The sequence below is a fragment of the Lactococcus sp. S64 genome, assembly GCF_016516525.1.
GTDB lineage: Bacteria > Bacillota > Bacilli > Lactobacillales > Streptococcaceae > Lactococcus > Lactococcus lactis.
Genome location: NZ_JACVUQ010000005.1, coordinates 67,643 through 90,704 on the forward strand (window position 1 = coordinate 67,643; position 23,062 = coordinate 90,704).

The 23,062-nt window shown below is 34.3% G+C and carries 22 protein-coding genes and 1 pseudogene; 5 read left to right on the forward strand and 18 right to left on the reverse strand.

The window, feature by feature from the left end:
* Positions 1-29 precede the first annotated feature (29 nt).
* The 5 genes and pseudogenes from IAE51_RS06950 to IAE51_RS06970 form a co-directional block, all read right to left on the reverse strand.
* Positions 30-1,511 carry a UDP-glucose--hexose-1-phosphate uridylyltransferase gene (locus IAE51_RS06950; RefSeq protein WP_103055135.1) on the reverse strand — a complete coding sequence of 494 codons (1,482 nt, stop codon included), beginning with the start codon at positions 1,509-1,511 and terminating at the stop codon, positions 30-32.
* Positions 1,512-1,684: 173 nt separating this feature from the next.
* Positions 1,685-2,884, reverse strand: a complete 1,200-nt coding sequence (locus IAE51_RS06955) for a galactokinase (protein ID WP_124137177.1) — start codon at positions 2,882-2,884, stop codon at positions 1,685-1,687.
* 26 nt (positions 2,885-2,910) lie between these two features.
* Positions 2,911-3,930, reverse strand: coding sequence for a galactose-1-epimerase (gene galM / locus IAE51_RS06960; protein WP_200095085.1), 1,020 nt, complete (start codon positions 3,928-3,930; stop codon positions 2,911-2,913).
* 129 nt (positions 3,931-4,059) lie between these two features.
* The gene (locus tag IAE51_RS06965; RefSeq protein WP_004254704.1) at positions 4,060-5,448 is read right to left on the reverse strand and encodes a glycoside-pentoside-hexuronide (GPH):cation symporter; all 1,389 of its coding nucleotides are present in this window, start codon (positions 5,446-5,448) and stop codon (positions 4,060-4,062) included.
* A gap of 278 nt (positions 5,449-5,726) precedes the next feature.
* Positions 5,727-6,464 (reverse strand): annotated as a pseudogene (locus IAE51_RS06970) (MurR/RpiR family transcriptional regulator); the annotation flags it as partial.
* 125 nt (positions 6,465-6,589) lie between these two features.
* Between IAE51_RS06970 and mgrA the strand changes: the two are divergent.
* Positions 6,590-7,594: an L-glyceraldehyde 3-phosphate reductase gene (gene mgrA, locus IAE51_RS06975; protein ID WP_200095087.1), complete on the forward strand. Its 1,005-nt coding sequence runs from the start codon at positions 6,590-6,592 to the stop codon at positions 7,592-7,594.
* Positions 7,595-7,660: 66 nt separating this feature from the next.
* On the opposite strand, the gene IAE51_RS06980 is transcribed toward mgrA, so the two are convergent.
* From IAE51_RS06980 to IAE51_RS06995, 4 genes are all read right to left on the reverse strand, one after another.
* Positions 7,661-8,800 (reverse strand): nicotinamide-nucleotide adenylyltransferase, encoded by a 1,140-nt coding sequence (locus IAE51_RS06980; protein ID WP_010906251.1) that lies wholly within the window; start codon positions 8,798-8,800, stop codon positions 7,661-7,663.
* Positions 8,787-9,764 carry a D-2-hydroxyacid dehydrogenase gene (locus IAE51_RS06985; RefSeq protein ID WP_058204383.1) on the reverse strand — a complete coding sequence of 326 codons (978 nt, stop codon included), beginning with the start codon at positions 9,762-9,764 and terminating at the stop codon, positions 8,787-8,789. The genes IAE51_RS06980 and IAE51_RS06985 overlap by 14 nt, the downstream gene beginning before the upstream one ends.
* Before the next feature lie 197 nt (positions 9,765-9,961).
* Positions 9,962-11,254 (reverse strand): U32 family peptidase, encoded by a 1,293-nt coding sequence (locus tag IAE51_RS06990; protein ID WP_015427103.1) that lies wholly within the window; start codon positions 11,252-11,254, stop codon positions 9,962-9,964.
* 559 nt (positions 11,255-11,813) lie between these two features.
* Positions 11,814-12,737 carry a peptidase U32 family protein gene (locus IAE51_RS06995; RefSeq protein WP_200095089.1) on the reverse strand — a complete coding sequence of 308 codons (924 nt, stop codon included), beginning with the start codon at positions 12,735-12,737 and terminating at the stop codon, positions 11,814-11,816.
* A gap of 220 nt (positions 12,738-12,957) precedes the next feature.
* Here IAE51_RS06995 and IAE51_RS07000 point away from each other — a divergent pair, with 220 nt between their 5' ends.
* Positions 12,958-13,239, forward strand: coding sequence for a DUF3270 domain-containing protein (locus IAE51_RS07000; RefSeq protein WP_004254660.1), 282 nt, complete (start codon positions 12,958-12,960; stop codon positions 13,237-13,239).
* 23 nt (positions 13,240-13,262) lie between these two features.
* Here IAE51_RS07000 and IAE51_RS07005 read toward each other — a convergent pair whose 3' ends face one another.
* Positions 13,263-14,084 (reverse strand): putative RNA methyltransferase, encoded by an 822-nt coding sequence (locus tag IAE51_RS07005; RefSeq protein WP_200095091.1) that lies wholly within the window; start codon positions 14,082-14,084, stop codon positions 13,263-13,265.
* A 117-nt stretch (positions 14,085-14,201) separates the two neighbouring features.
* Between IAE51_RS07005 and IAE51_RS07010 the strand changes: the two genes are divergently transcribed.
* A complete protein-coding gene (locus tag IAE51_RS07010) occupies positions 14,202-14,828 on the forward strand; it encodes a copper homeostasis protein CutC (protein WP_017865091.1) in 627 nt (208 codons plus the stop codon).
* Positions 14,829-14,866: 38 nt separating this feature from the next.
* Here the strand turns inward: IAE51_RS07010 and IAE51_RS07015 are convergent, their stop codons facing one another.
* Genes IAE51_RS07015 through IAE51_RS07025 form a run of 3 tightly spaced genes read right to left on the reverse strand, consistent with a single transcriptional unit; the run spans position 14,867 to position 18,473 of the window.
* On the reverse strand, positions 14,867-15,886 hold the full coding sequence (locus IAE51_RS07015; RefSeq protein ID WP_200095093.1) for an ABC transporter permease: 1,020 nt from the start codon (positions 15,884-15,886) through the stop codon (positions 14,867-14,869).
* Positions 15,879-16,649 (reverse strand): ABC transporter ATP-binding protein, encoded by a 771-nt coding sequence (locus IAE51_RS07020; RefSeq protein ID WP_004254655.1) that lies wholly within the window; start codon positions 16,647-16,649, stop codon positions 15,879-15,881. Before IAE51_RS07020 ends, IAE51_RS07015 begins: the two co-directional genes overlap by 8 nt.
* Before the next feature lie 18 nt (positions 16,650-16,667).
* Entirely contained in the window at positions 16,668-18,473 is a 1,806-nt protein-coding gene (locus tag IAE51_RS07025; RefSeq protein ID WP_058204387.1) for a glycerophosphoryl diester phosphodiesterase membrane domain-containing protein, read from the reverse strand.
* Between the two features lie 278 nt (positions 18,474-18,751).
* Between IAE51_RS07025 and IAE51_RS07030 the strand changes: the two genes are divergently transcribed.
* Positions 18,752-19,153: an HIT family protein gene (locus IAE51_RS07030; protein ID WP_004254651.1), complete on the forward strand. Its 402-nt coding sequence runs from the start codon at positions 18,752-18,754 to the stop codon at positions 19,151-19,153.
* Between the two features lie 12 nt (positions 19,154-19,165).
* Complete coding sequence (locus IAE51_RS07035; RefSeq protein WP_010906257.1) at positions 19,166-19,387, forward strand: hypothetical protein; 222 nt, start codon at positions 19,166-19,168, stop codon at positions 19,385-19,387.
* Between the two features lie 11 nt (positions 19,388-19,398).
* On the opposite strand, the gene IAE51_RS07040 is transcribed toward IAE51_RS07035, so the two are convergent.
* From IAE51_RS07040 to IAE51_RS07060, 5 genes are all read right to left on the reverse strand, one after another.
* A complete protein-coding gene (locus IAE51_RS07040; RefSeq protein ID WP_004254648.1) occupies positions 19,399-19,743 on the reverse strand; it encodes a hypothetical protein in 345 nt (114 codons plus the stop codon).
* Between the two features lie 78 nt (positions 19,744-19,821).
* The gene (gene rplA, locus IAE51_RS07045; RefSeq protein WP_004254644.1) at positions 19,822-20,511 is read right to left on the reverse strand and encodes a 50S ribosomal protein L1; all 690 of its coding nucleotides are present in this window, start codon (positions 20,509-20,511) and stop codon (positions 19,822-19,824) included.
* A gap of 295 nt (positions 20,512-20,806) precedes the next feature.
* Entirely contained in the window at positions 20,807-21,232 is a 426-nt protein-coding gene (gene rplK, locus IAE51_RS07050; protein ID WP_004254643.1) for a 50S ribosomal protein L11, read from the reverse strand.
* 135 nt (positions 21,233-21,367) lie between these two features.
* The gene (locus tag IAE51_RS07055) at positions 21,368-22,132 is read right to left on the reverse strand and encodes an ABC transporter permease (protein ID WP_058203738.1); all 765 of its coding nucleotides are present in this window, start codon (positions 22,130-22,132) and stop codon (positions 21,368-21,370) included.
* A complete protein-coding gene (locus tag IAE51_RS07060; RefSeq protein WP_012898513.1) occupies positions 22,132-23,010 on the reverse strand; it encodes an ABC transporter ATP-binding protein in 879 nt (292 codons plus the stop codon). The genes IAE51_RS07055 and IAE51_RS07060 overlap by 1 nt, the downstream gene beginning before the upstream one ends.
* Positions 23,011-23,062 lie beyond the last annotated feature (52 nt).

Below are 23,062 nucleotides of genomic sequence, written 5' to 3' on the forward strand. Positions count from 1 at the left end.
CTTTTTTAAACTCTCTTGATTTATGAAAATTAATTATTTACGAAATTTATAAATTCATAAAAACCTTTTTGTCCCTCTTGATTATCTTTGAATACTCCGGCATCTTTTAACACCTGTTCAAATACTTCTCCAACTGCTTCCTGAACTGTTTCATGAACTGTTTCTTTTGAAAAATATTCTGTTTCTTTCAATTCTTCAGCCCATGGTCTGTGAATTTCTGACATCTCATTTTCTTGATTCAAGAGATATTTTTCAACTTCCAAAAGTTCTGTCTTTAACCTGGCTGGTAAAATTGCAAGTCCCATCACTTCAATCAATCCAATATTTTCTTTTTTAATATGGTGTAGGGCTGGATGTGGATGAAAAATTCCATCTGGATAAATTTCACTTGTATTATTATCTCGTAAAACTAAATCTAATTCATATTTCCCCTCTCGAATTCGAGCAATCGGAGTAATTGTATGATGAAGCTTTCCGTCAGCACTTTTAGCTTTGATTTGAAGACTTTCATCACTATAAACTTGCCATTTTTTTAAAAGTTCATCTGCAGCTTTTGAAAGTTCTACTTGGTTTTTACTTGATAATCTTAGAACAGACATTGGCCAATTCACAATTCCGCAAGAAACTTCTGGAAATTGTTGAAGTTTAATTTCTTCTCGAAGTTCAGCTTTTGCCATCGGAAATTCATAGCGTCCAGCTTGATAATGGTCATGAGTCAAAATTGACCCTCCAACAATTGGTAAATCTGCATTAGAACCAATCATATAATCAGGAAATTGATCTAGAAATCCCAATAAATTATCAAAAGCACGTTTATTAATTTCCATTGGTTGATGTTTAGCATTTAGTAAAATCGAGTGTTCATTAAAATAGGCATAAGGAGAATATTGGAAGCCCCAGTCTTCGCCGTTAATTGAAAATTGAATGATTCGATGATTAGAACGAGCAGGTTTATTTCCTATGCCATAAAATCCTTCGTTTTCCAAACAAAGTTGACAGGCTGGATAAGAGGAAGCCTTTACTAATTTAGCTGCCGCAATGGCTTTGGGGTCTTTTTCTGGTTTTGAGAGATTAATCGTTATTTCAAGTTTTCCATATTTTGTCAAATGACTAAAGGCAATATTACGTGCAATATCTCGAGTTTTTACTTGGTTCACTTGCTGTGCCAGTTCATAAAAATATTGAGTTGCTGCATCTGGAGAAGTCTTATATTTTTCCCAGAAATCATGATTGATTTTACTTGGGCGTGGTGTAATAAAATTCATCAGAGCGGCTTCATAAAATTCATCTTGTCCTTTTTCAATCACATTATTTTCATTTGCAATCGCTAAAAGTTGGTCCATTAAAATCAAGGAATCTTTCTCGTGAGCTTCTTTATCGACTTCTGCCCAATCATTTAGACCAAGAAAATGAAGAAGTTGATTTCTATGATAGAGCTCATCAAGTGGCTCAATCGTTCCATTTTGTAAAGCAAGACTAATAAAATCTTGAATTGATTGATAAATTGACATAAAATACTTTCTAATTTACTTCTGTAAGTAAAGTTCTTGCTTTGTCTTGATTAGTGAGTTTTGGAAATGAATACAAAATTCAAGCACTTACTTTTGAGTGCTTGAATTTGCTATCACTAATTTAATGTTAACTCACTTAAATCACTCATAAAATTTTTTAAATATTATTTGATTTATTCAACATCCAACTTTGTTGAACCAGAACCGATTTGAGCGACGTAAAAGCTTGCTGGATAACCGACAACTTCTTCGTAAACTTGGCCGACGGCTTTTTCAAAGGCTGAAACATTGTCATGAGCAACAAGAGCGATTGCACAACCGCCAAATCCGGCTCCAGTCATTCTGGCCCCCAAGACACCGGCTTGTTTTTGAGCAGTTTCTGCTAAGGTATCAAGTTCAAGTCCTGTGACTTCATAATCATCTTTCAAAGACGCATGTGAAGCATTAAGAAGTTCTCCAAATTTTGTCAAATTACCTGCAACAAATGCTTTTTGAGCAATTTTAGTTCGATTATTTTCATAAACGGCATGACGTGCACGTTTAATTAATGTTTCATCCCCAATCAAATTAGTATTGGCATCAAATTCTTCATTTGATAATTCTCCAAGTGATTGAATGTCCAATCTCGTTTGCATTCTTTTGAGCGCTTCACGTGTTTCAGCAAAACGTTCGTTGTATTTTGATTCTGTCAAAGCCCGCGGTTTGTTAGTATTCATGATAACAATATCATAATCACGAAGTTCAACAGGAACCATCTCATATTTTAGAGTGTTACAGTCCAATAGGATTGCTTTTTTGACTTCACCAAAACCAATAGCGAATTGGTCTAAAATTCCAGAATTAACACCAATATAATCATTTTCTGTTTTTTGTCCTAATTGAACCAATTCAAGACGTGGAACATTTAAGTTAAATAAATCATCCAAAACAACGCCGACTAAAAGCTCAAGTGATGCTGATGATGAAAGGCCAGATGCTGTAGGAATTTCTCCTTTTATCAACAATTCAAAACCTTTGTCAATTTCATATCCTGCTCCTTTAAGCATGACAATCATTCCCTTAACATAATTAGACCAAAGCTCACCATCTTTCTTTTCAACTTCATCTAAATCAAATTCAATGACGCCTAATTTAGGAAAATTTTCTGAGTAAAGTTTGACTTTTTTATCTTCTCTCAGACGAGCTAGTCCTGTTGTTCCAATTGTGATTGATGCCGGGAAAACATATCCCCCATTGTAATCGGTATGTTCACCAATCAAATTAATTCGTCCTGGGCTAAAAAAGTATTCAACTTCTTTTGTATCTCCAAAAACTTCTGCAAATTTTTCTGTTAATGCTGATAATACAGTACTATTTTCTACAACTATAGACATTTCTTCTCTCCTCTAAATTTATTTCTTTATTTTGTATGCAAGCTGTAAATTGTGGTTGCTTGATATTTTTCTCCCGCTTTTAGGCTGATATCTCCAAGCTCTGGAATTTGCTCAGATCCAGGTGATACTTGACATTCAAAAGTAATTCCACCATGGTGCACTTGCTTGTTCCCATGATAAAGAGTTCCTAAATCACCAAAATTTGCTGTAAATATCACAATACTTGGTTGGTCGGTAAAGACTGAAATTGAAGTATCATCAAGCGTTAAACGAGCTTGTTCTTTATCAAGTCCTAACTGGTCTAACAAGAAAGGATGGTCAATTCCTTTAACTAATTGAACTTGTTCCATATTAGAATTGAAGGCATTTGATAATTGTTTTTCCTGACGGAAATCCAAGTCTGTATTTTTTATATCAACGATATCACCACGAACAATTTCTGTTTGGTCTTTTAAAGGAACAAATCTTGAAGCGGCCAGTCGAAGTCCATGATTTTCAACAGATTCACTAGCATCACCATTCAAATTAAAATAGACATGCCCAGTTGGATTAAACACAGTGTCTTTATCAGAAATGGCCTCATAATGAATTTTCCACTTATTGTCATCATCAAAAGAATGAGTTACTGACATTTCTATTTTACCAGGATAACCATTTGTTCCGTCATTAGAAACTAAGGAAAATTTGACTTGAACTTCAGCTCCTAAATCGGTAACTTCATATGTCCAAAGTTTAGTATGAATACTTTCTTCCCCACCATGTAAGGTTTGAGGGCCTTCATTTTGATTTAAGATATAATCTTTCCCAGAAATTTTGACCAAACCATCCTTAATTCTTCCTGCTGTAGGTCCAACTGTTGCACCAGGATAGGCATCTTTTTCTAAATATTCTTTAGCTGAATCAAAGCCTAGAATCAGATGCTTTCCATCTTTTTGCCAGTCAACAATCCGAGCGCCCAGATTTGTAAAAGAAATTGTGACACCTGCTTTATTGGTTAGACTAATTAAGTCACTTCCTAAGCCAAAATCTCTTATTTTAATTTCCATGATATTTCCTAACTATAATGACCTTTAATCAAATTTTAAAAATTCTACTGACAGATTTACTGATGACAGTTTAAACAAATTTCATCTTTTTATTTTCTATCTTACAAAAGCTGTCAGTAAATTATTTACCTATTTTAAACGTTCTTCGAGTTCTGCAACAATTTCTTCGTGACGTTTTTCAGTCAATTTAACTTTGAATAAATAAACTGCTAAAGCGATAATCATCAAAATGGCTGGAACTACAAATGAGTAGAGTTTAAATGTTGCCACACCGTAAGTGTGACCAGCGATATATTTTGAACCTGTCATTCCTGCTGAAATTGCCACAAATCCATAGATACCATTTGAGAAAGCACCGGCAATTTTGTCAAGCAATGGACGCATGGCAAGCGTTACGGCTTCATTACGTACTCCATTTTTCCATTGACCATATTCTACCGAGTCAGTAATTGTCATTAATACTGACAAGAAAACAAGTTGATAGGGGGCAGTTAAGAAGATTAATCCAGCAACAGTCATTGCTACTGAACTTCCTAAAACGAACAAGAGATAACCAAGAAGCATTGAAATGATTGCTCCAGTCAAAACTTTGCGTCGTCCAAATTTTTTAGCTAAAATCGGAAACATTGGAACGAGAATGATTGAACCAATGAATCCGACAATTCCTGTAATTGAATAAAGACTAGCATTTCCAATAACAAAAGTAAAGTTCAAAATCAAAGTTGCTGTTGTTGCCACATAAGCAATGGCAAATAAAATATATGAAAGTGACAACCACATTAATTGGTCATTTTTTAGGAGCGCTTTAAATACATCCAATGTATTTGTTTTGGTTCCTTCTTGACGAATAACTGATTTTTGTTCTTTAGTTCCCCAAGCGGTTACCAAAGCCGAAATTCCTTGGACCAAAGCGGCAATAACACCAAAAGCAAAGAATCCTCTTGCTCCTTGAGCATGTCCACCTTTAGTAAAGAAAATTGTAATTGGAATCGCTAAAATAGTTGCCCCTTGCGCACCAATTGCTGAGCCAAAACGGGCGAAAGTTCCAAGTGTTTCACGTTCAGAATTTTTTTCTGATAGCGCTGGAATCATTGACCAGAATGCAATGTCTTTGAATGAATAAAAGGCATCAAGAATAATAAAGGCAATGATGAAGACAATGGCAAATAATGTACGATTATCACTTTTTGCTAGTCCGAAGAAGTCTGAAAACATGAGCATAATCATCAAAGATGACATAATCCCACCAACAACCAACCAAGGTTTAAATTTTCCCCATCTTGTGTGGGTATTATCAATAATTGAACCAATGATTGGGTCAAAAATAATTTCGATTAAACGAATAATAACGACTAAACTAGTGACTAAAGCAATCATCGCATCCTCATGTGGTGTTCCAGCAAACATTTGTGCCGTTACAAAGGCGATGAAGAATGTACTAATTGAATAATAGTAAACATCATGTCCTAATGCACCAAAAGCGTACGATAAACGTTGTTTCATTTTTCCCTCTTTCATGGGAATCCTCCTTTATACTAAATCTACTTAATTCATAAGTAAATCTACAAAGCTACTGTTTTGCCTTTTGAAACGAGTAATCCTTGGTTGGGAAAACTTTTATTTTGGATAAGTTTTTAAAAGCGAAACAGTCTTCAATTTCATTTTGAAATCGCTCACATTTAGAGTATAACACTTTGATTTAAGAAAGGGTTTCCAATTTCAGCTTATCTTTTGGAAACCCTTTCTATTTTGCTCTTTTTATAAAAAAAAGCTCGATATGACTTGATATCGAAGCTTTATTGTTTTAAAGTATAAATGGAGTAAGCATCAATTAGAACTCTTGATAAAATGGATAATGAGAGTCTACTATGAACATCTAAATCAAAATAATTCACCTCAAGACTACTCTTGTAACCAATCAAACTTATATCCGAAAGATTGGTCAGACTGGTATTAGCATTAACAGTTAAGGATAATATTTTGGGATTTTGTCCTTTGGCAATATTTAGAGCATTTAAAATTTCTACTGTTTCTCCTGAAAGTGATAAAACGATGATTAGGCTTTTTTCATTAACAAAACGGGCATAGTAAGCCATGTATTTTGAATCATCATGCAAACTGACGGGCTTACGGAAAAGTTGCAACTTTTTCATCAGTTCGTCAGCAACGTTTGTTGATAAGCCTCGTGAAAAAATTAAGATTTCCTCTGATTCTTGAATCAACTCCACAGCTTTTTCAATTTCTTCAGCAGAGATATTTTCTATTGTTTTCAAAAGTTCTTCTTGATTTTTAGCAATAGCCCCCAAGACTTCTTTGGAAAAACCATTGATTTCAGGAAGTTTTTTCTCACGAATTGAATATCTAAATTCACCATAACCTTCAAAACCTTTTTTTCTTACTGTTCGATTGACAGTTGAGAGAGAAACATGAGCCAATTCTGCCAATTCTGAAATTGATAATTGTGGAATTTTCTCATAGTTTTCTTGAATAATTTGCCAAGTATAGGATTCAGCATTGGTTAAATTGGACATATTTTTACTCCATTGATTCGCTTGTTGTTATCAAAAAATGTTTTCTATCCTAAAATTATAACATTTGACGCTTACATTTGCTATAATTCCCTGAAATCGTTTTTATTTCTATTTTTAAGGAGAAAGTAATGACTTATATTCCCAATCCCACTCGTTATGATCACATGATTTATCGCCCAGCTGGAAATTCTGGTTTATTATTGCCTGCCCTTTCATTAGGACTCTGGCATAATTTTGGTTCGGTAGATGATTTTGAAAATGCGAGGGACATGATTCATACGGCATTTGATTTAGGAATTACTCATTTTGATTTGGCCAATAATTATGGGCCAGAACCCGGTTCGGCAGAACGTAATTTTGGTCGTATTTTGAAAGAAGATTTCCAAAAAATGCGTGATGAGTTAATTATCTCAACTAAAGCTGGTTATCTAATGTGGCCTGGACCCTATGGAAACTGGGGCAGTAAAAAAAGTTTGCTGGCTAGTCTTGATCAATCTTTGGAACGTTTGGGACTTGACTATGTTGATATTTTTTATTCACATCGTCCTGACCCAAATACACCGATTGAAGAAACAATGGGGGCTTTAAAGAGCGCTCTGGATAGCGGAAAAGCACTTTATGTAGGTTTGTCCAATTATTCCGCCAAAGAAACCGAAGCTGCGGTCTTAGCGGCTGAAAAGTTAGGCTTTAAACTCTTGATTCATCAGCCTCGTTATTCAATGCTAGATCGATGGATTGAAGATGATTTGCAAGAAACTTTGACGGAGGCGGAGATAGGAACAATCGCCTTTAAACCTTTGTACCAAGGACTCTTAACCGGAAAATATTTACATGGTATTCCTGAAGATTCGCGAATGCGTGACCCTCATTATGCAACTTTGCATGATGACAGTCTTACGAAAGAAAGATTGGAACAAGTCCAAGCGCTTAATGATTTGGCTCAAAGTCGTGGACAATCTTTAGCTCAAATGGCCTTGGCCTGGGTTTTACGAGAAAGAGATAACAGGGTTCAAGGCATCACTTCTGCTTTAATTGGCGCAAGCCGTCCGCAACAAATCATTGAAAATGTGGCAGCTTTAGAACATTTGAAATTTACTGACGAAGAATTAATTAAGATTGAAAAGCTCTTATAAAGAATAAAAAAGTTACTGACAAATCTGTCAGTAACTTTTTTATTCTTTATAAAGCTGTCAGTAAAATTAATAGCTCAATCGGTCAATTTTTACACCAGTATATTCGTGAACAGCATCAATTGCATGATGATAACGTGTTAAATAACCTTCTTGGTCTCTATGGTCTCCTTCGTCATCTAAAATAACAACTTTATCCATTAAACCAAACTCAGCTAATTGACGCATCAATTCTTCATGGAATTCATGACGTGATTCTTCCCATTCCATATGACGAAAGCCATCATCAATATATTCTGTAATTGGTGGAATGACTAAAATTAAATCCATTCGTTCATCTGCAATTGTTTTCTTGAATAGAGGTTCAAGCTGCTCGAAATCTTCTCTAGGTAAGTATAATTTAGCGTACACTCTGGTCACAATGGCATCAGTATCTAAAAAGACAATTCCTTGGTTAGCAGGCGAATTGACTTCGCGAGAATTTGCATCATATTGACCTGTAATCATTCGAGCATAGTCATCCATTTTCAACTCATCATCATCAATATTAAAAGCTTCTTCATATTCTCTAGCGTATTCTTCTGAAAACGGGGCATTAATGGAACGTGCCAAACGGCGAACAAGGGTTGATTTACCTGTTGAAGCTGAACCCATGACGGTTACAATTTTCGAAAAATGTCTTCTAAAGACGCGATTAATGTGAGTCCAGTGTTCTTGCGGATTTTCTCTAATTTGTGTGGCTGATAGTGAAATATCATGTCTGTCAGCAATTTCAACAGCATATTGATTCCCGTCAGCTGGAAATCGTTTCTTCAATTCTGCTGCGTATTCTAATTCGCCGACATAAAAAGTGACTGATAAATCTCTCTCCAATGTATTATGATGAATCAATTCAAATAAACGATTTGCCCATTCGTCCCAACCATTAGGCATTTCTGGTAAATCATTTTCATTAAGCATCGAAACTTTAATATTTTCTTCATCATTAAAAGCTTCACGCAAATAACGAAATCGTTTCTCAAGAGGTAAGCCAATTTGAGCACCACGGTCATTATCATAACCAGAAACGACAAGCAAGACCCCGTCATTCAAACTCGCACATTTATAGATTTGTTGCTGATGCCCCGTATGTAGAGGAGCAAAAGTTCCAAAATAAATACCGATATTTTTTCCACTTAATTTTGATTTTGAAATATTATTTGTGAGCATTTCGTTTATATCCTGTTTTCATATCAACAATATTTGTCAATTCCTTACCATTTGCATAGGCATCGAGATTTTTTTCCAATATTTTCATAAAGCGACGCCATGTTTCAGGAAGAGTATAACCGCCAGAAGCATGAGGAGTGATTAATAGTCTTTCTGTATGCCAAGCCCGGTGACCTTTAGGCAATGGTTCTGGGTCGGTCACGTCAATTCCTGCCCCAGCAATTTTTTTAGACTCAAGAGCATCACACAAGGCTTCTAAATCGACATTTGTTCCCCGACCAACATTTAGGAAAATAGCATTTTCTTTCATTAAATCAAATTTTTCTTGATTAAATAATTTATAAGTTTCATGGGTCCCAGGGACACTTGAAGCAATAATATCAGCTCTTGGTAAAACTTTGTCTAGGTCAGTTTCGGCATAGACTTCATCAGCAAATTTTTCATCACCATAAACAGTTCGTTTGACTGCAATGACATGACCTCCCAAAGCTTGAATCTTTTGTGCAAAGTGACTTCCAATATCACCTAAACCATGAACCAATACTGTTGAGCCATAAATAGATTGAATCTGACCAATATTTTCCCAGATTTCTTTTTCTTGTTGTTTTTGATAAAGGTCAAATTTTCTTAGAAGAACGAAAGCCATTGTTAGTAAATGCTCAGAAATCGTAAGTCCATAAGTTCCTGTTGCATTTGTCAAAACTACCTCTTGAGGAAAATTTGCTCCTTGAGTATAACCATTGGTTCCAGCTGATAAAAGTTGGAGCCATTTTAAATTTTTATATTTTGCTAATAAATCAGGCTTTGGCAGACCAACTAATACTTCTGTTTCCAGAAAATCTGATTCTGTCAGCTCTTCTTCTTTTTTAAATTGAAACTGGTAAGCTTTATTTTTCTTGAAAGCCGCTTTTGTTTCATCTGAAAAATTTAACCAAACATTTTCTAAGGCAATTGCTTTTATCATTGGGGCTCCTTTGTATAAAATGAATTTTAAAGACTACTTAAAGAGAATAAAGTCAAGCCTTGTTTTCTTTATCTTCTTTCTTTGATTATAGCACTTTGCCTTAATTTTATAAAAAATAGAAGTTTGACAATTCTGAAATTATCAGTCCTAAAATGATATAAAAGAGAATTTCAGCAAAAATTCTCTTTTTATTTTTATTAAGCTCGTACTGTTTTAGCAAGACCTGTTTTTTTGTCATAAAGATTAATCAAACCTGAGCCATTTTTACGAATCATATCCCCTGCTTTAACCGCAAAAGGAACATCAATATGTAAAAGGGTCATTGGGTTTGGTGCACGGTCAATATGTTCATCTGTTTCTGCCAAACGAAGATTTTTGACCACTGTTTCCACGTGGCGGAATCCTGGGCCATAAAATTCAATTTGGTCACCTTCTGTAATAACATTTCTTTGACGAATTGTAGCTACCATTGTTTCAGCATCAAAGGCAACAACTTCTCCGACGAATTTGTACTCAGGAATTTTACGACGAGCCCCAAAGAGTTGTTTATTTTCATCAGGCGTTCCATAATAAAAGCCAGTGTCTAATTCTCGTTGAGCTACTTTCCATAATTCATCAACTAAGGCTGGTTTTATTTCTTCAAAACGTTCTGGTGATTCCAAATAGGCATCAATAGCTGCTTTATAAACGTTAGAAACTGTTGAAACGTAGTGAATTGATTTCATTCTTCCTTCGATTTTAAGCGAATTAACTCCATTTTCAATCATATCAGGAATATGTTCAATCATTGACATATCAACGGCTGACATTGAAAATTCTTCAGTGACTTCACCAGTAATCGATTTTCTCTCGCCAGCAAATGGCATATCGTATAAATCATATTTCCAACGGCAAGATTGTGAACATCCCCCACGGTTAGCATCACGCATACTCATATAATTTGACAAGACACAACGTCCTGAGTATGAAATACACATGGCTCCGTGAACAAATGCTTCAATTTCAACATCAGTATGTTGACGAATTTCTCTTAACTCTTCTACAGAAACTTCACGCGCTAAAACTACGCGTTCAAGTCCTAAATTTTTCCAGAATTCTAAGGTTTCATAGTTAGTAGCAGACGCTTGTGTTGACAAGTGAATGGCCAAACCTGGTGCTTCAGCAGCGCAGATGGCAATCAAAGCAGGGTCAGAAACGATAACCGCTGAAATTCCTAAATCACGTAATGTACGGAACCATTCGCCCGCCCCTTTTTCATTTCCTTCATGTGTCACCATATTGGCTGCTACATAAACTTTAGCGTTGTGGGCACTTGCATAAGCGACCCCTTCAGCCATTTCTTCAAAGGTAAAATTACCTGCGCGTGAACGTAAGCCATAGGCCTGTCCACCAATATATACTGCGTCTGCGCCATAATCAATAGCGACTTTTAGTTTTTCGAGTGTTCCTGCTGGTGCAAGCACCTCTGGACGTGTTTTTGTAATTGACATGTTTCAATTCTCCAATTTTCAAGATTGTAAGTATTTTGAAAAGGCTCCAAAAAGAAAAATCTTAGTCAAATTTATTGTCAGTAAATTTGCGAGCCAAAACTTCTTTGTTTCTTTATTTTACAGGATTTCTTGCCAAATTTAAACCTTCAAATGTGACAAAGTTCTTTGACATTATGTTGCTTATCTCTCATTTTTACTGACAGAATTATTGATAAAGCTTTTTACATTTCTGTCAGTAAATCCTCTATTTCAACTTTATTTTCCTGATTTTCTCATATCATTTATAACGAAAAGAATAAGTACCCCAATAATCAATATGAGCGTCAAAATTATTTTTTCTCTTGTTCCTGGGTCAAAGAACAAAATAATGAGCCAGACAATCAGTATCAGCAACGGAAAAAAATATTTTTGAAATTTAATCATTATTTTCTCTCTTAAAGAGTTAATTTAAATTTTTATGAATTTTATTTAAAATTAATTATAAATGATTTACGAACCTTTGACAATAGTTTTTTATCAAAAAAAAGCTGTCAGTAAATGAACAACTTCTTTTCTTTTTTTATTTAATGGCATCTTTGTCCAAATCATAGAAACCGTGTGATAGTGTCCGTCCTGCTGGATGTATTTTTCGTATTTCTTCATCTAGTTGGAAAGCCTTAAGTTCTGTAAATTCGCCTGCTTCAATCAGCTTTTTAGCTTCTACAAAAAGTTTGCTTATCGCTACAAAATCTTCACCACGAGTAAAAATTCCATCCAATTTCCAATGGTCATAACCCATTGCTACTAAATCTGAAAGTTCTGTCATCATATCTAAATCATCATTAGCAAAAATATGCGTCCCGTGATTATCTTCAAAGATTGAATAATGTGTATCAACTTTCTTAGGTTCAGAGACAAAAAGATTTCTTTCTCTGTCTTTGCCTGTTTCTTCAGTCTTGATGAAATTATAATAGTTTTGCACCAATGGACGTTTGCTATGATGAATCACTGTTGCACCATAAACTAAAATTTCGCCTGGTACAGCTAGTTCATCGGTCATATCAGCAAGTTCTTCTTTTGGCAATTCACGTGCAAGAACAGCTTCAATTGCCCCTTGTTTGGCCCAAAAATTAACTTGGCGGGCAGAAGCAACCATGGTTGAGGCATCATAAGTAAATGGTAACTCATATTTATCACGTTGCAAAACAAAAATCACACCCGCATCGCCTACTGCAATTCGGTCAGCTTTAATTTCAACTAAGAAATCTAAAAAATCTTTTATTTTTGCCATCATCTCTGTATGCATCAGAGCATTGACCGCGACAGTCACTGTCTTTCCTGCATCATGTGCAAGTTCTGTAATTTTTTGAATCTCTTCGTTGGTTAAGGCAGTTGGTACGCGTAAACCATAATTTTTTTCACCAATGTATAAACGGTCGACTCCAGCTTCGAGCAATGCTTTAGCTTGCTCTAGGCTTTCTGCCGTAGAAGTAATAGTAATCATAGTGATAATTATATCATATTGTTCTCTTACACGTTTTTTCTAATTCATCCTCTTACTAAAATTTACTACTCAAAATGATATTTATTCATAAAAAAGTATAGGTTAATTTTATTTTAACCCAAACGAAACTAAATAGTAATGCATTTAAATTTCGAGTAACGTAAACCTTTGCTTTTTATACTATAATTGATTACATAATATAGGAAAGTGCTAGAAAATTATGGAATTAAAGAATTTAAAAGATTTTTATGAGAAGCAAGAATATGTCGATTATAACGAAAGTAAAAATTTTGAGCAAAGACAAGTCAACAAAAGAATTGAAGAATTAAGCTTCTTCACGAATATTGCTGTTTTCTCAATTTTTCTTGTTTTTACTACTTACATTTTGGTGAGTTTATTGGCAAGCTGGATTGCTATTCCAGTTTCTATTGTTCTCTCGCTTGCTCTTTATATTTCCGTGAAAAAAGGAATTGCTAAAGCGATTAAATTTATGATGAAATAAAAACTGTCTAATAGACAGTTTTTTTATTTTATTCCAATTAAAATTTGCACATGAATTCTCGCTGTTTTTGGCGGATTTTCCTTTGCAAATTTTTTTCTTTCCTCAGAAACTGACCATTCTAATGGACTCATCAATAAGAAATCTTGACGCAAATTTTCTGGAATTTCAAAAGTATAATCAATTGTTTGTTGAGTATTCTTAGGAAATTCTTCTTTAAAACGCTCAATAACTGCTTGATTATCATAATCAACTGGAAATTGATAAACTTCTCGCAACTCACGTAAATAATTTCTGTCAGGAATAATTTTAATGACCCGGCCATTTTCTGTCAGAACTCGATGAAATTCTGCATAATTTGAAGGCGTAAAAATATTCAAAATTACTGACAGACTTTCGTCAGCAAAAGGGAGATTAGTTAAATCAGCTAAGGACAGAAAACTTTTCGTATCTAATTCGGTTGCCATTTCAATTCCATCTTTAGCAATATCAAAAGCAAACTTCGCCCCCGCACCCTCTAGGAGTTCTAAAAATGAACCTTCACCTGTTCCAACATCAAGTAAATTTCCACTGACAAATGATTTTTGAATTTCTGTCAGTAAATTTTGATACATCCCTGCTTGAATTAGGCGTCTACGTGGTTCAAACATTTTACGCGTATAATGCTCTGTGTCAGCTTTTGTTTGTAAAAAATTAACATAACCTTTCTTGTTTAAATTATAAGTATGATTATTTTCACATTTTAAGGCATAGGCTGCCAATTGAAATTTACCATGACAAATTGGACATCTCAACATTTCCACATTTTCTTCTAAAAGTAAATAAGCTTTTTCAATTTTTTTTAACATAGTTCTATTCTAGCATAATCACTTTCATTCTTTTTATTCAAAATAATTCTTGTAATTTTTTTAAGTTAAACAAGATAATCATGTTATAATAATTTTAGTAGATGAAAGGAAGAAATTATGATTATCCGAGAACTTTGCCTTGAAAATTTTACCAAAATTCCTCAAGCGCTTCAAGCCGGCGTTGAGAGAATTGAACTTTGTGACAACCTCGCCGTTGGAGGAACCACTCCTTCTTATGGTGTCATTGAAGAAGCTGCCAAATATGTTGCCGAAAGTAAGACAACTCTTGCTGTCATGATTCGTCCTCGCGGTGGTAATTTTGTTTATAATTCTCATGAACTTAAAATTATTGAAACTGACACCCTTAAAGCTGTTGAAGCTGGTGCCCAAAACATTGTATTTGGTGCCCTTACTCCTGACAATGAAATAGATACTGACGCACTTGAAACAGTGAGCATTGCCGCACAAGGGCTCCCAATCACTTTCCACATGGCTTTTGATGAAGTCACTGATCAAGAAAAAGCAATTGACCAACTTGTCGAATTTGGCGTAGATAAAATTTTGACGCACGGTGGGCCACTTGACCAACCCTTAAATACTGACAAACTTAAAAGTCTCATTGACTATGCTAAGGGTAAAATTAACATTATTATTGGTGGGGGTGTCAATGCTGAAAACTTTGAAAACCTCGCTCAATTAACCGGAACAAATTATGTTCATGGCACAAAAATTATCAAATTATAAATAAAAAGTTACTGACAGACATTCTATCAGTAACTTTTTTATTTATTTTTAAGTCGGAATCTAACATAAAATTTTGTCAGTAAAAAGTTTGTAAGTAATATAATCAAACTCAAGAAAAATGGTCGAACAAAAATTAATGACAGAATCAATTCAACAATTGTCACAAACATCATCACTCTAAAAATAAGCACCCGTAAACCAGCTGTTTTAGCCGCTTTTTTCAGTGGATAAATTCTTGTTAAAAGTTGATAATCAAAAGCCGTTTGTAATGATAAAAGTTGAAAAATAAGCAAATAGTTAAATACAACCACCATAATAATGGCAACAATTCCATTATTAATAAAAATCATCGCTAAAATTGACAAAATAAGTAAACGAATCGTTAAACCAAGATAATCTCCTGAGCGTAAAAAACTTCTTGTAAATAGATACTCATAAGTTCTTTTTGTTTTCGTCAGTAGAAAATCAAGATATTTCCGACGATGACTGTGTGATTTAAGTCCCTTAACATTCGTAAACAGTGAGAATAATCTTAAAGTTCCTGTTTTTCGTCCTTCTTCTAAATCAATCAAGAAAGCCCAATCCAAAAGTCCACTTTTTTGAGAAGACCAAATTTTGTAAGCCAACCAAGCCGCTTTGATTACGACAAGTAAGACGAACCAAAGGACTAAGAAAATAGGATTAAATCTTAATAATGGAGCAGCAATCAAAACCAAAAGTGCTGACACAACTGCTGGAATAATCAAAGATCGGATTAAACATTTTACTAAATATGCCCGAACTTCCATTTCTTTTGTCAGTAAAAAAACTTTATCTGGACTCTCAATAAATGTTGCCAAACGTCCCACAATTTGACTAGCCAAACTGATCAAAATAACTAAAATAATTTTGCCCCATAAATTCAGCTGATGAATTTGTAGAAAGTTAATGTACTGAACTACCAAAGCTCCTAATAAAATCATCAGGAACAAAACAAAATGGTCATTAAAAACATAACGAAGATATTTTATATTTTGCTTATACCAAAGGTTACGTCGTTTTTTAAAAATTTCATTCATTTGACTTTCCTGCCTCTACAACTTCTTTAGAGTTTGGAATATTTCCTTTTGTTAAGGCAAGATAAATTTCATCTAAACTTGCCTTAGGCTGATTAAATTGAGTCCGTAATTCTTCTACTGTTCCAAAAGCAACAACTTGACCTTCATGCAAAACAATAAATTTATCACAGAATTTTTCAGCTGTGGACAAGATATGTGTACTCATTAAAATCGAACTTCCTGATTTTTTCATGTCAATCATCAAGTCAATCAAATCCTGAATCGCAAGCGGATCAAGTCCCATAAAAGGTTCATCAACAATATAGAGCGAAGGTTCCACTAAGAATGCGCAGATAATCATCACTTTTTGTTTCATCCCTTTTGAAAAATTCACAGGGAACCAATCTAATTTATCACTCAAGCGGAAAGTTTCTAATAATTTTTCAGCACGTTCAAAAGCCAAGTCAACAGAAATCCCGTAAGCTAAAGCTGTCACCTCAATATGTTCACGCAAAGTCAATTCTTCATACAAACTTGGTGTTTCTGGAATGAAACCAATTTTTCTACGATAGCCTTCTAAATCTTGTTGTAAAGTTAAGCCGTCTAATTCAATTTGTCCAGAATAAGGAGTCAAAAGTCCAATAATTTCTTGAATTGTCGTCGATTTTCCTGCACCATTTAAACCAATGAGTCCAACTAACTCACCTTCTTTAATTTCAAAATTAAGGTCTTTTAAGACAGGATGCCCCAAATAGCCACCTGTTAGATTTGTTACTTTTAACATACATTCCTCTTTTCAATCTTATTCTATATTTATTATTGAAGTCATTCTTAAAATACGTTGCGCATAGCTCGGATTATCATCATCCTCGGCGATAACTTCTTTTAAGTCATCAAGATTATCTGTAATAATTCCATCTACTCCATTGAACATCTGTTCTCTCATATCCGTTTCGTCATTGACCGTCCAAGCAAAAACCATCTGCTTTCTTGCCTGAGCTTTATCCACAAAACTACTATTGAGTGTTGTGGCCTCCATGGTATAGGCCGACATCTTAGTTTGTGGGAAAAGTAAGTTGAACGGAAGGATGAAACTCACTTTAATCTTAGGATTAATTTTTTGTTCAATTAAAAGGGCATTATAATCTAAAGAATGGATCATAGCCTTATCTTTTAAAAGACGTGCACCATATTTTTTACTAAAATTTTCAACCATCTTTGGAGAATCAAATGGAGAAACTTTAATCTCAACCAGTAATTTTTGGTTAACTTTTTCAGCAGCCGCTAAATAATCATCAAAACTTGGGATTAAAGCCTTTTTCCCATTTTCCGATACAACTGTATTCGTCAATTCTGCTAAGGTAAGTTTTTGTGGCGGAATATCAATTCCAGCTAAATCTTTTAAAGTTGGATCATGGAAAACAACAAATTGATGGTCTTTTGTTTCCTGAATATCCATTTCAACATAATCTGGTTTTGATTTAGCCGTAGCTTCCATGGCTGGAATTGTATTTTGCACCCCATTTTCTTCATCAACTCCCCGATGTGAAATGGTTAAAGGGACAGTATCCATAAATCCTTCAACATAAGTCCAGCTCACTAAAGCAAAAATTAAAACAGCTAAAGTAGAAAAAATTATTTTATATTTTCTTCTAACTTTCGGAGATTTTTTTACTACTTCTGAAATTTCAAAGGCTTCCAAGTCAGCTTCTCTCATCAAGTAACTAAAAAGCATGACCAAACTCAAGGTAGATATAATAGAGCTTCCCAACCAAATCAAATCCAGTATTGACACTGCTCCCACAAGGGCAAAAGAAGTTTTATCCAAATAATCTTGGGCAAAGTAGCCGCCAATAAAAAGAAGCCCCTGCATTATTATACTAAATAAACCGATAAGTCCAAAATAAACAGATAGTCTGAAAAAATTTCTAACTCCTTTTGTTCGTTTTAAACTTTCTTTTATTGCTACTTTCAATGATTGACCTTTTAAAATCATCAGTGGAAGAGTCAAAATTAAACGGGTACTAATCCAAAATGTTATAGCATAAAATAGGAACAAAATTAGCATATTTTGCCAACTTTTAAAGAAAAATTCAAATGTAAAAACAGGAATTTTAATTTTCGACAAAAGTGGCGTACTAAAGACATAACGTCCAAAAGGAATAATTAATAGAAAATAAAATACGAAAAAGACTAATTGTTGAATTCTGACATTTTTAAGATCCGAAATAACTTGCCTAAATAAACTTTTTAAACTAAAAGTTCTCGCCTGAATCAAACGAATTCCTTGAAACTGAACGATGAATTGCAGATAAACCAAAAAGATGAGCACAAATAAGACAACTACGAGCCCCAAAACTCCTAAGAAATGCTGCTGAAGCAAGTTTCCAAGATTATTATAAGAAACATAAGGAATTCCACTAACTCGCATAATAAGCTCAGAAATGGATTCTAAAAGTGGAATAATAACAAGTGTGATGACTATAGTTGCCCCAACAAAAATCGAAAGATATTCAAACCAAAACTTAGAAAACTCTCGCAAATATTTAAAAATCAAACCAAGTGGCCGATTAGCATTCTTTTTCTTCTTAGCTTTTTTTCTCACCATACTCCTAAACTCCCCCATACTTTCTCTAAACAGAAGAATAATTTTCATTACATTATATCAAATTTATAAAATAAAAAATGCTTAAATTTAAGTTATAATAAATAAAAGTTTTATTTATTATAACATATTTGAATTTCCCTTTTTCGGCAATTCCCTTACGATTTAGTAAGTTTCAGCATTATTACTGGGATTTTTAGCTTATTTATAATATAATCTAAGTATATTATAAGTTTTGACTTTGAGTAAAGAGTCATTATTACTACTGGAGGACCTATCAAATGGAAGATTGTATTTTTTGCAAAATTATCGCTGGTGAAATTCCTAGCACCAAAATTTATGAAGATGATGATGTTCTTGCCTTCCTTGATATCACTCAAACAACTAAAGGGCATACATTAGTGGTTCCCAAAAAACATTATCGCAACATTCTTTCAATGACAGGCGAACAATCAGCTGAACTTTTCAGCAAAGTCCCTTTTATTGCCAACAAAATTGTTAATAATCTTCATGCTAAAGGGATGAACATTTTACAAAATAATGAAGAAATCGCTGGTCAAACTGTTTTCCATACTCATATTCACCTTATTCCTCGTTTTGATGAAAATGATGGTTTCGTTGGAAAATTCACTGCTCATGATTATGATTTAGCTGAAATTGCTAAAGAAATCAATGGCCAATAAAAGGACATTACTATGATTGAATTATTTAAAGACTTAAAAAATATCATTGGCGAGTTGTCAGAAGAAGTCAACACGATGAAAGTAAATGTGGAACGTGTTCAAGAAGAAGGTATCAAAGCAGAAAAAGTTGGAAAAGATATTCAAAAAAAAGTAGATGAATTTCAAATTTCCATCCAACCTAGAGTTGAAAAAATTAATGAACTTGTTAATCAAATAAATAAAAGAGTTGAATAATTTCAACCCTTTTATTTTTTTGATTTTTCTTGATGTTTATAAAACTGTCTCCCCCAGAAAATCCCCAATAATTGGGACAAGACAAAACTAACAACTATGACCAGCATTTTTTCGACATCATGATGTTGAATGTAAGTAAAGGTATGTTGTGAAAAATATAGAATACTTATGAATATAATATTAATAATATTCATTCCAATAATTCGCCAATGTCTTCCTTTGGTACTTTCCCAAAAACTGATAAAAAGAATGAGAATGGTAACGACCTCTAATCCAATCAGCGTCAGGTTTAGAACTTGAAAAAGATAGGCAATTGCAAAGATAATTGTTGTATAAGCCCATAGAAATAATAACATACCTCATTCTAGCATGTTTTTTTATATTCTACAATAAATAAAAAAAGAGAAAAATATTTTTCTCTTTTTTTATTGTTATTAGAATGATGCAGAATCAACTTTAACACCAGGACCCATTGTAGTTGTAACAGAAAGGTTTGTGATGTAAGCTCCCTTAGATGCAGCAGGTTTAGCAGCTGCAATTACAGAGTTCAAAGCTTTAAAGTTTTCAACAAGTTTTTCTGTATCGAATGAAACTTTACCGATTGGAACATGAACGTTACCAGCTTTGTCAGCACGGTAGTTAACTTTACCAGCTTTTGATTCTTCAACTGCTTTAGTTACATCCATAGTAACTGTACCAGTTTTAGGGTTTGGCATCAAGTTACGTGGTCCGAGGACACGTCCAAGACGTCCAACAACAGCCATCATATCAGGTGTTGCGATAACAACGTCGAAGTCCAACCATCCACCGTTGATTTTAGCAACGAGTTCATCAGAACCAACGAAGTCTGCACCAGCTGCTGTAGCTTCTTCAGCTTTTGCACCTTTAGCGAAAACGAGAACACGAGCAGTTTTACCAGTACCGTTTGGCAATACCATTGCTCCACGGATTTGTTGGTCAGATTTTTTAACGTCGATGTTAAGGTTGTAAGCAACTTCTACAGTTGCATCAAATTTTGCAAATGAAGTTTCTTTTGCAAGTGCTACAGCTTCTTCTACGCTGTATAATTTAGTTGCGTCGATTTTTTCAATCGCTGCGCGCAATGCTTTACTTTTTTTAGCCATTTCTATTTTCTCCTTGTGGTAATATCGGTTGTCTGTCTTCCTTGTTGCATTTAAAAGTCCGCTCTATTGCGCTCAAAGGAAGCTATTTTCTCGCTCCGTGCCGCTCAGATGAACTAATAGTACTTTATAACAACAAGAGTAACAGCCTTCCACTAAATGTGTGGATTGCATGTGTGACTTTTTCTGAATTTACAATATGTAAATCTCGAAAATTTAGTCGAAGTACGAGGCGACAGGTTCCGAAGCCTACCTAAGTAGGTGAGGGTTCTGTCAACGAAGTAATTCGTCTAAATTTTTAGTCAGTAACAGTGAATCCCATAGATTTTGCAGTACCTTCAATCATTGACATTGCAGTTTCAACTGATGACGCGTTAAGGTCAGGCATTTTAAGTTCTGCAATTTCTTTGATTTGTGCTTTTGTAACTGAAGCAACTTTTGTTTTGTTAGGTTCACCAGAACCTTTTTGAACGCCTGCTGCTTTTTTCAAAAGAACTGCTGCTGGAGGAGTTTTTGTGATGAATGTAAATGATTTGTCATCATAAACTGAGATAACAACTGGAATGATCATACCAGCTTGGTCAGCTGTACGAGCGTTGAATTCTTTTGTGAATCCCATGATGTTAACACCTGCTTGACCCAAAGCTGGTCCAACTGGTGGAGCTGGTGTTGCTTTACCGGCAGGGATTTGTAATTTAACGAGTTTTTCTACTTGTTTAGCCACGATAAATTCTCCTTATATTTTGTTTTCGTGATGTGGTATGATGCTGTATTTTACAGCTTCCACGCCTTGCATGTGAAAATTCACATACCTGAGTATTCTATCAAAAAAAAAGCGCTCTGTCAAGCGCTCTTTGCTTTATAAATCTTGTTTTCTGATGAGAGACAGTCCGAGTAATCCAAAAGCAACTATTTCAACTATTGAAAAAATAATCCCAATTAAACTGGTATTTGACATCATATTTTGACCATGAGTTAACACTACGTTTGTTGAACTGGTAAAGATGGTGACGACAATCCCAATTCCCATTGTAATTCCTAAATAAACAAAAATTCCCCAGAATTTGCCTCTTGTCATAATCACAACGAAAAATAAGATAACAATAGAAGCCAAGGCACCAGCAAATGAATTAAGCAAAACCATCCAAACACTACTAAGTGAAAGAGAGCGAGAGACCATACTCAAAAATTCACTTAATTGCCGGGCATAGACACCTAAAATTAGGAAAAAAGGAATAATCAAAATTGTAAATAAGGCTAGTAAAGTCGAAAGAATTGTTGAAATTAATTTAATAAAATAGTAAGTCATTCGATTTACCCCAGAAGCAATCATTAGTCCTAAGGCTTTATTACTATAATCAACTGATAGTAGATGGAAAGGATAAATGATTTGAAAGGCCCAAATTCCAAGCCCTAAAGCCAAAGTGACGAAAATAGTTAAAGCCGCTAGGACTGCTGCCCCGGCACTATTCTGACCGTATCCAGAGACTGTTTTTCCAATGAGATTGATGATTAGAATTGAATCAATTAATGCTAAAACAGCCATAACTCCAATGACAATCAGCCAGCTTTTATCTCGAAAATTTCGGTAAAATTCCATTTTGAAAATGTTTTTTGCGTTCATCAGTTACTCCCTTTTTTGATAAATTCAGCAAATTTTGATTCTTTTTTAATGCTATCAAAGTATACACCTTCTTCAACAGCATGACGAAATGCAATTTGGAAATCTTCGGGACTGCTGTCAAATTTTATTGTATTTTCTTTAATTTCCACTTGAACACCAGCCCTCGTCAAAAAGTTTTCTAAGACTTGAACATCAGTCACAGAAACCGTATAAGTCAAGACTTCTTGTTGATTTTTCAAATCAAAAGTAGCTGTGAAATCTCCATTAGACAGAAGATAAACTTTATCGCAGATTGTTTCAATATCTTCTTGAACATGGCTTGAAATGAGAATCAAACGTCCTCTTTCTTTGAGTGTAAGCAAATAATCTCTAAACCACTCAACAGATTTTGCATCAATTCCTCGAAAAGGCTCATCGAAAATCAAAATTTCCGCATCATTCATAACCGAGATGAGTAGAATTAACTTTTTCTTCATTCCAAGTGAATAAGTGGCGACTTTTTTTGATAACATTTCAGGAGTTAAATCTAATTTTTCAGCTAAATCGAGCGCTTTATCCTCATCAAACTCTCCTCGTAAACCACCAAAGTAGTGGAGATTAAATAAACCTGTGTAACTTTTATAAAGCTCCATATCATCTAGCATGATACCAACTTTTGTAAGCAATCCTGGATTTTCTTTGATTTCTTGACCATCAAGTTGAATACGCCCCTCATAGTTTGTAATAATATTGGTCAACGTCTTGAAAAAGGTTGTTTTACCAACACCATTATTGCCAACAATTCCATAAATATGGCCCGATTCAAACGCCCCTTCATTAATAGACAAAATTTGTCTAGACTGATATGAGAATTTAAGTTTTTCTACTGTAATTTGCATAAATCTCTCCTTTGGGTCCATTATATCATTTTATTATTTTTTGTTAAGAAAA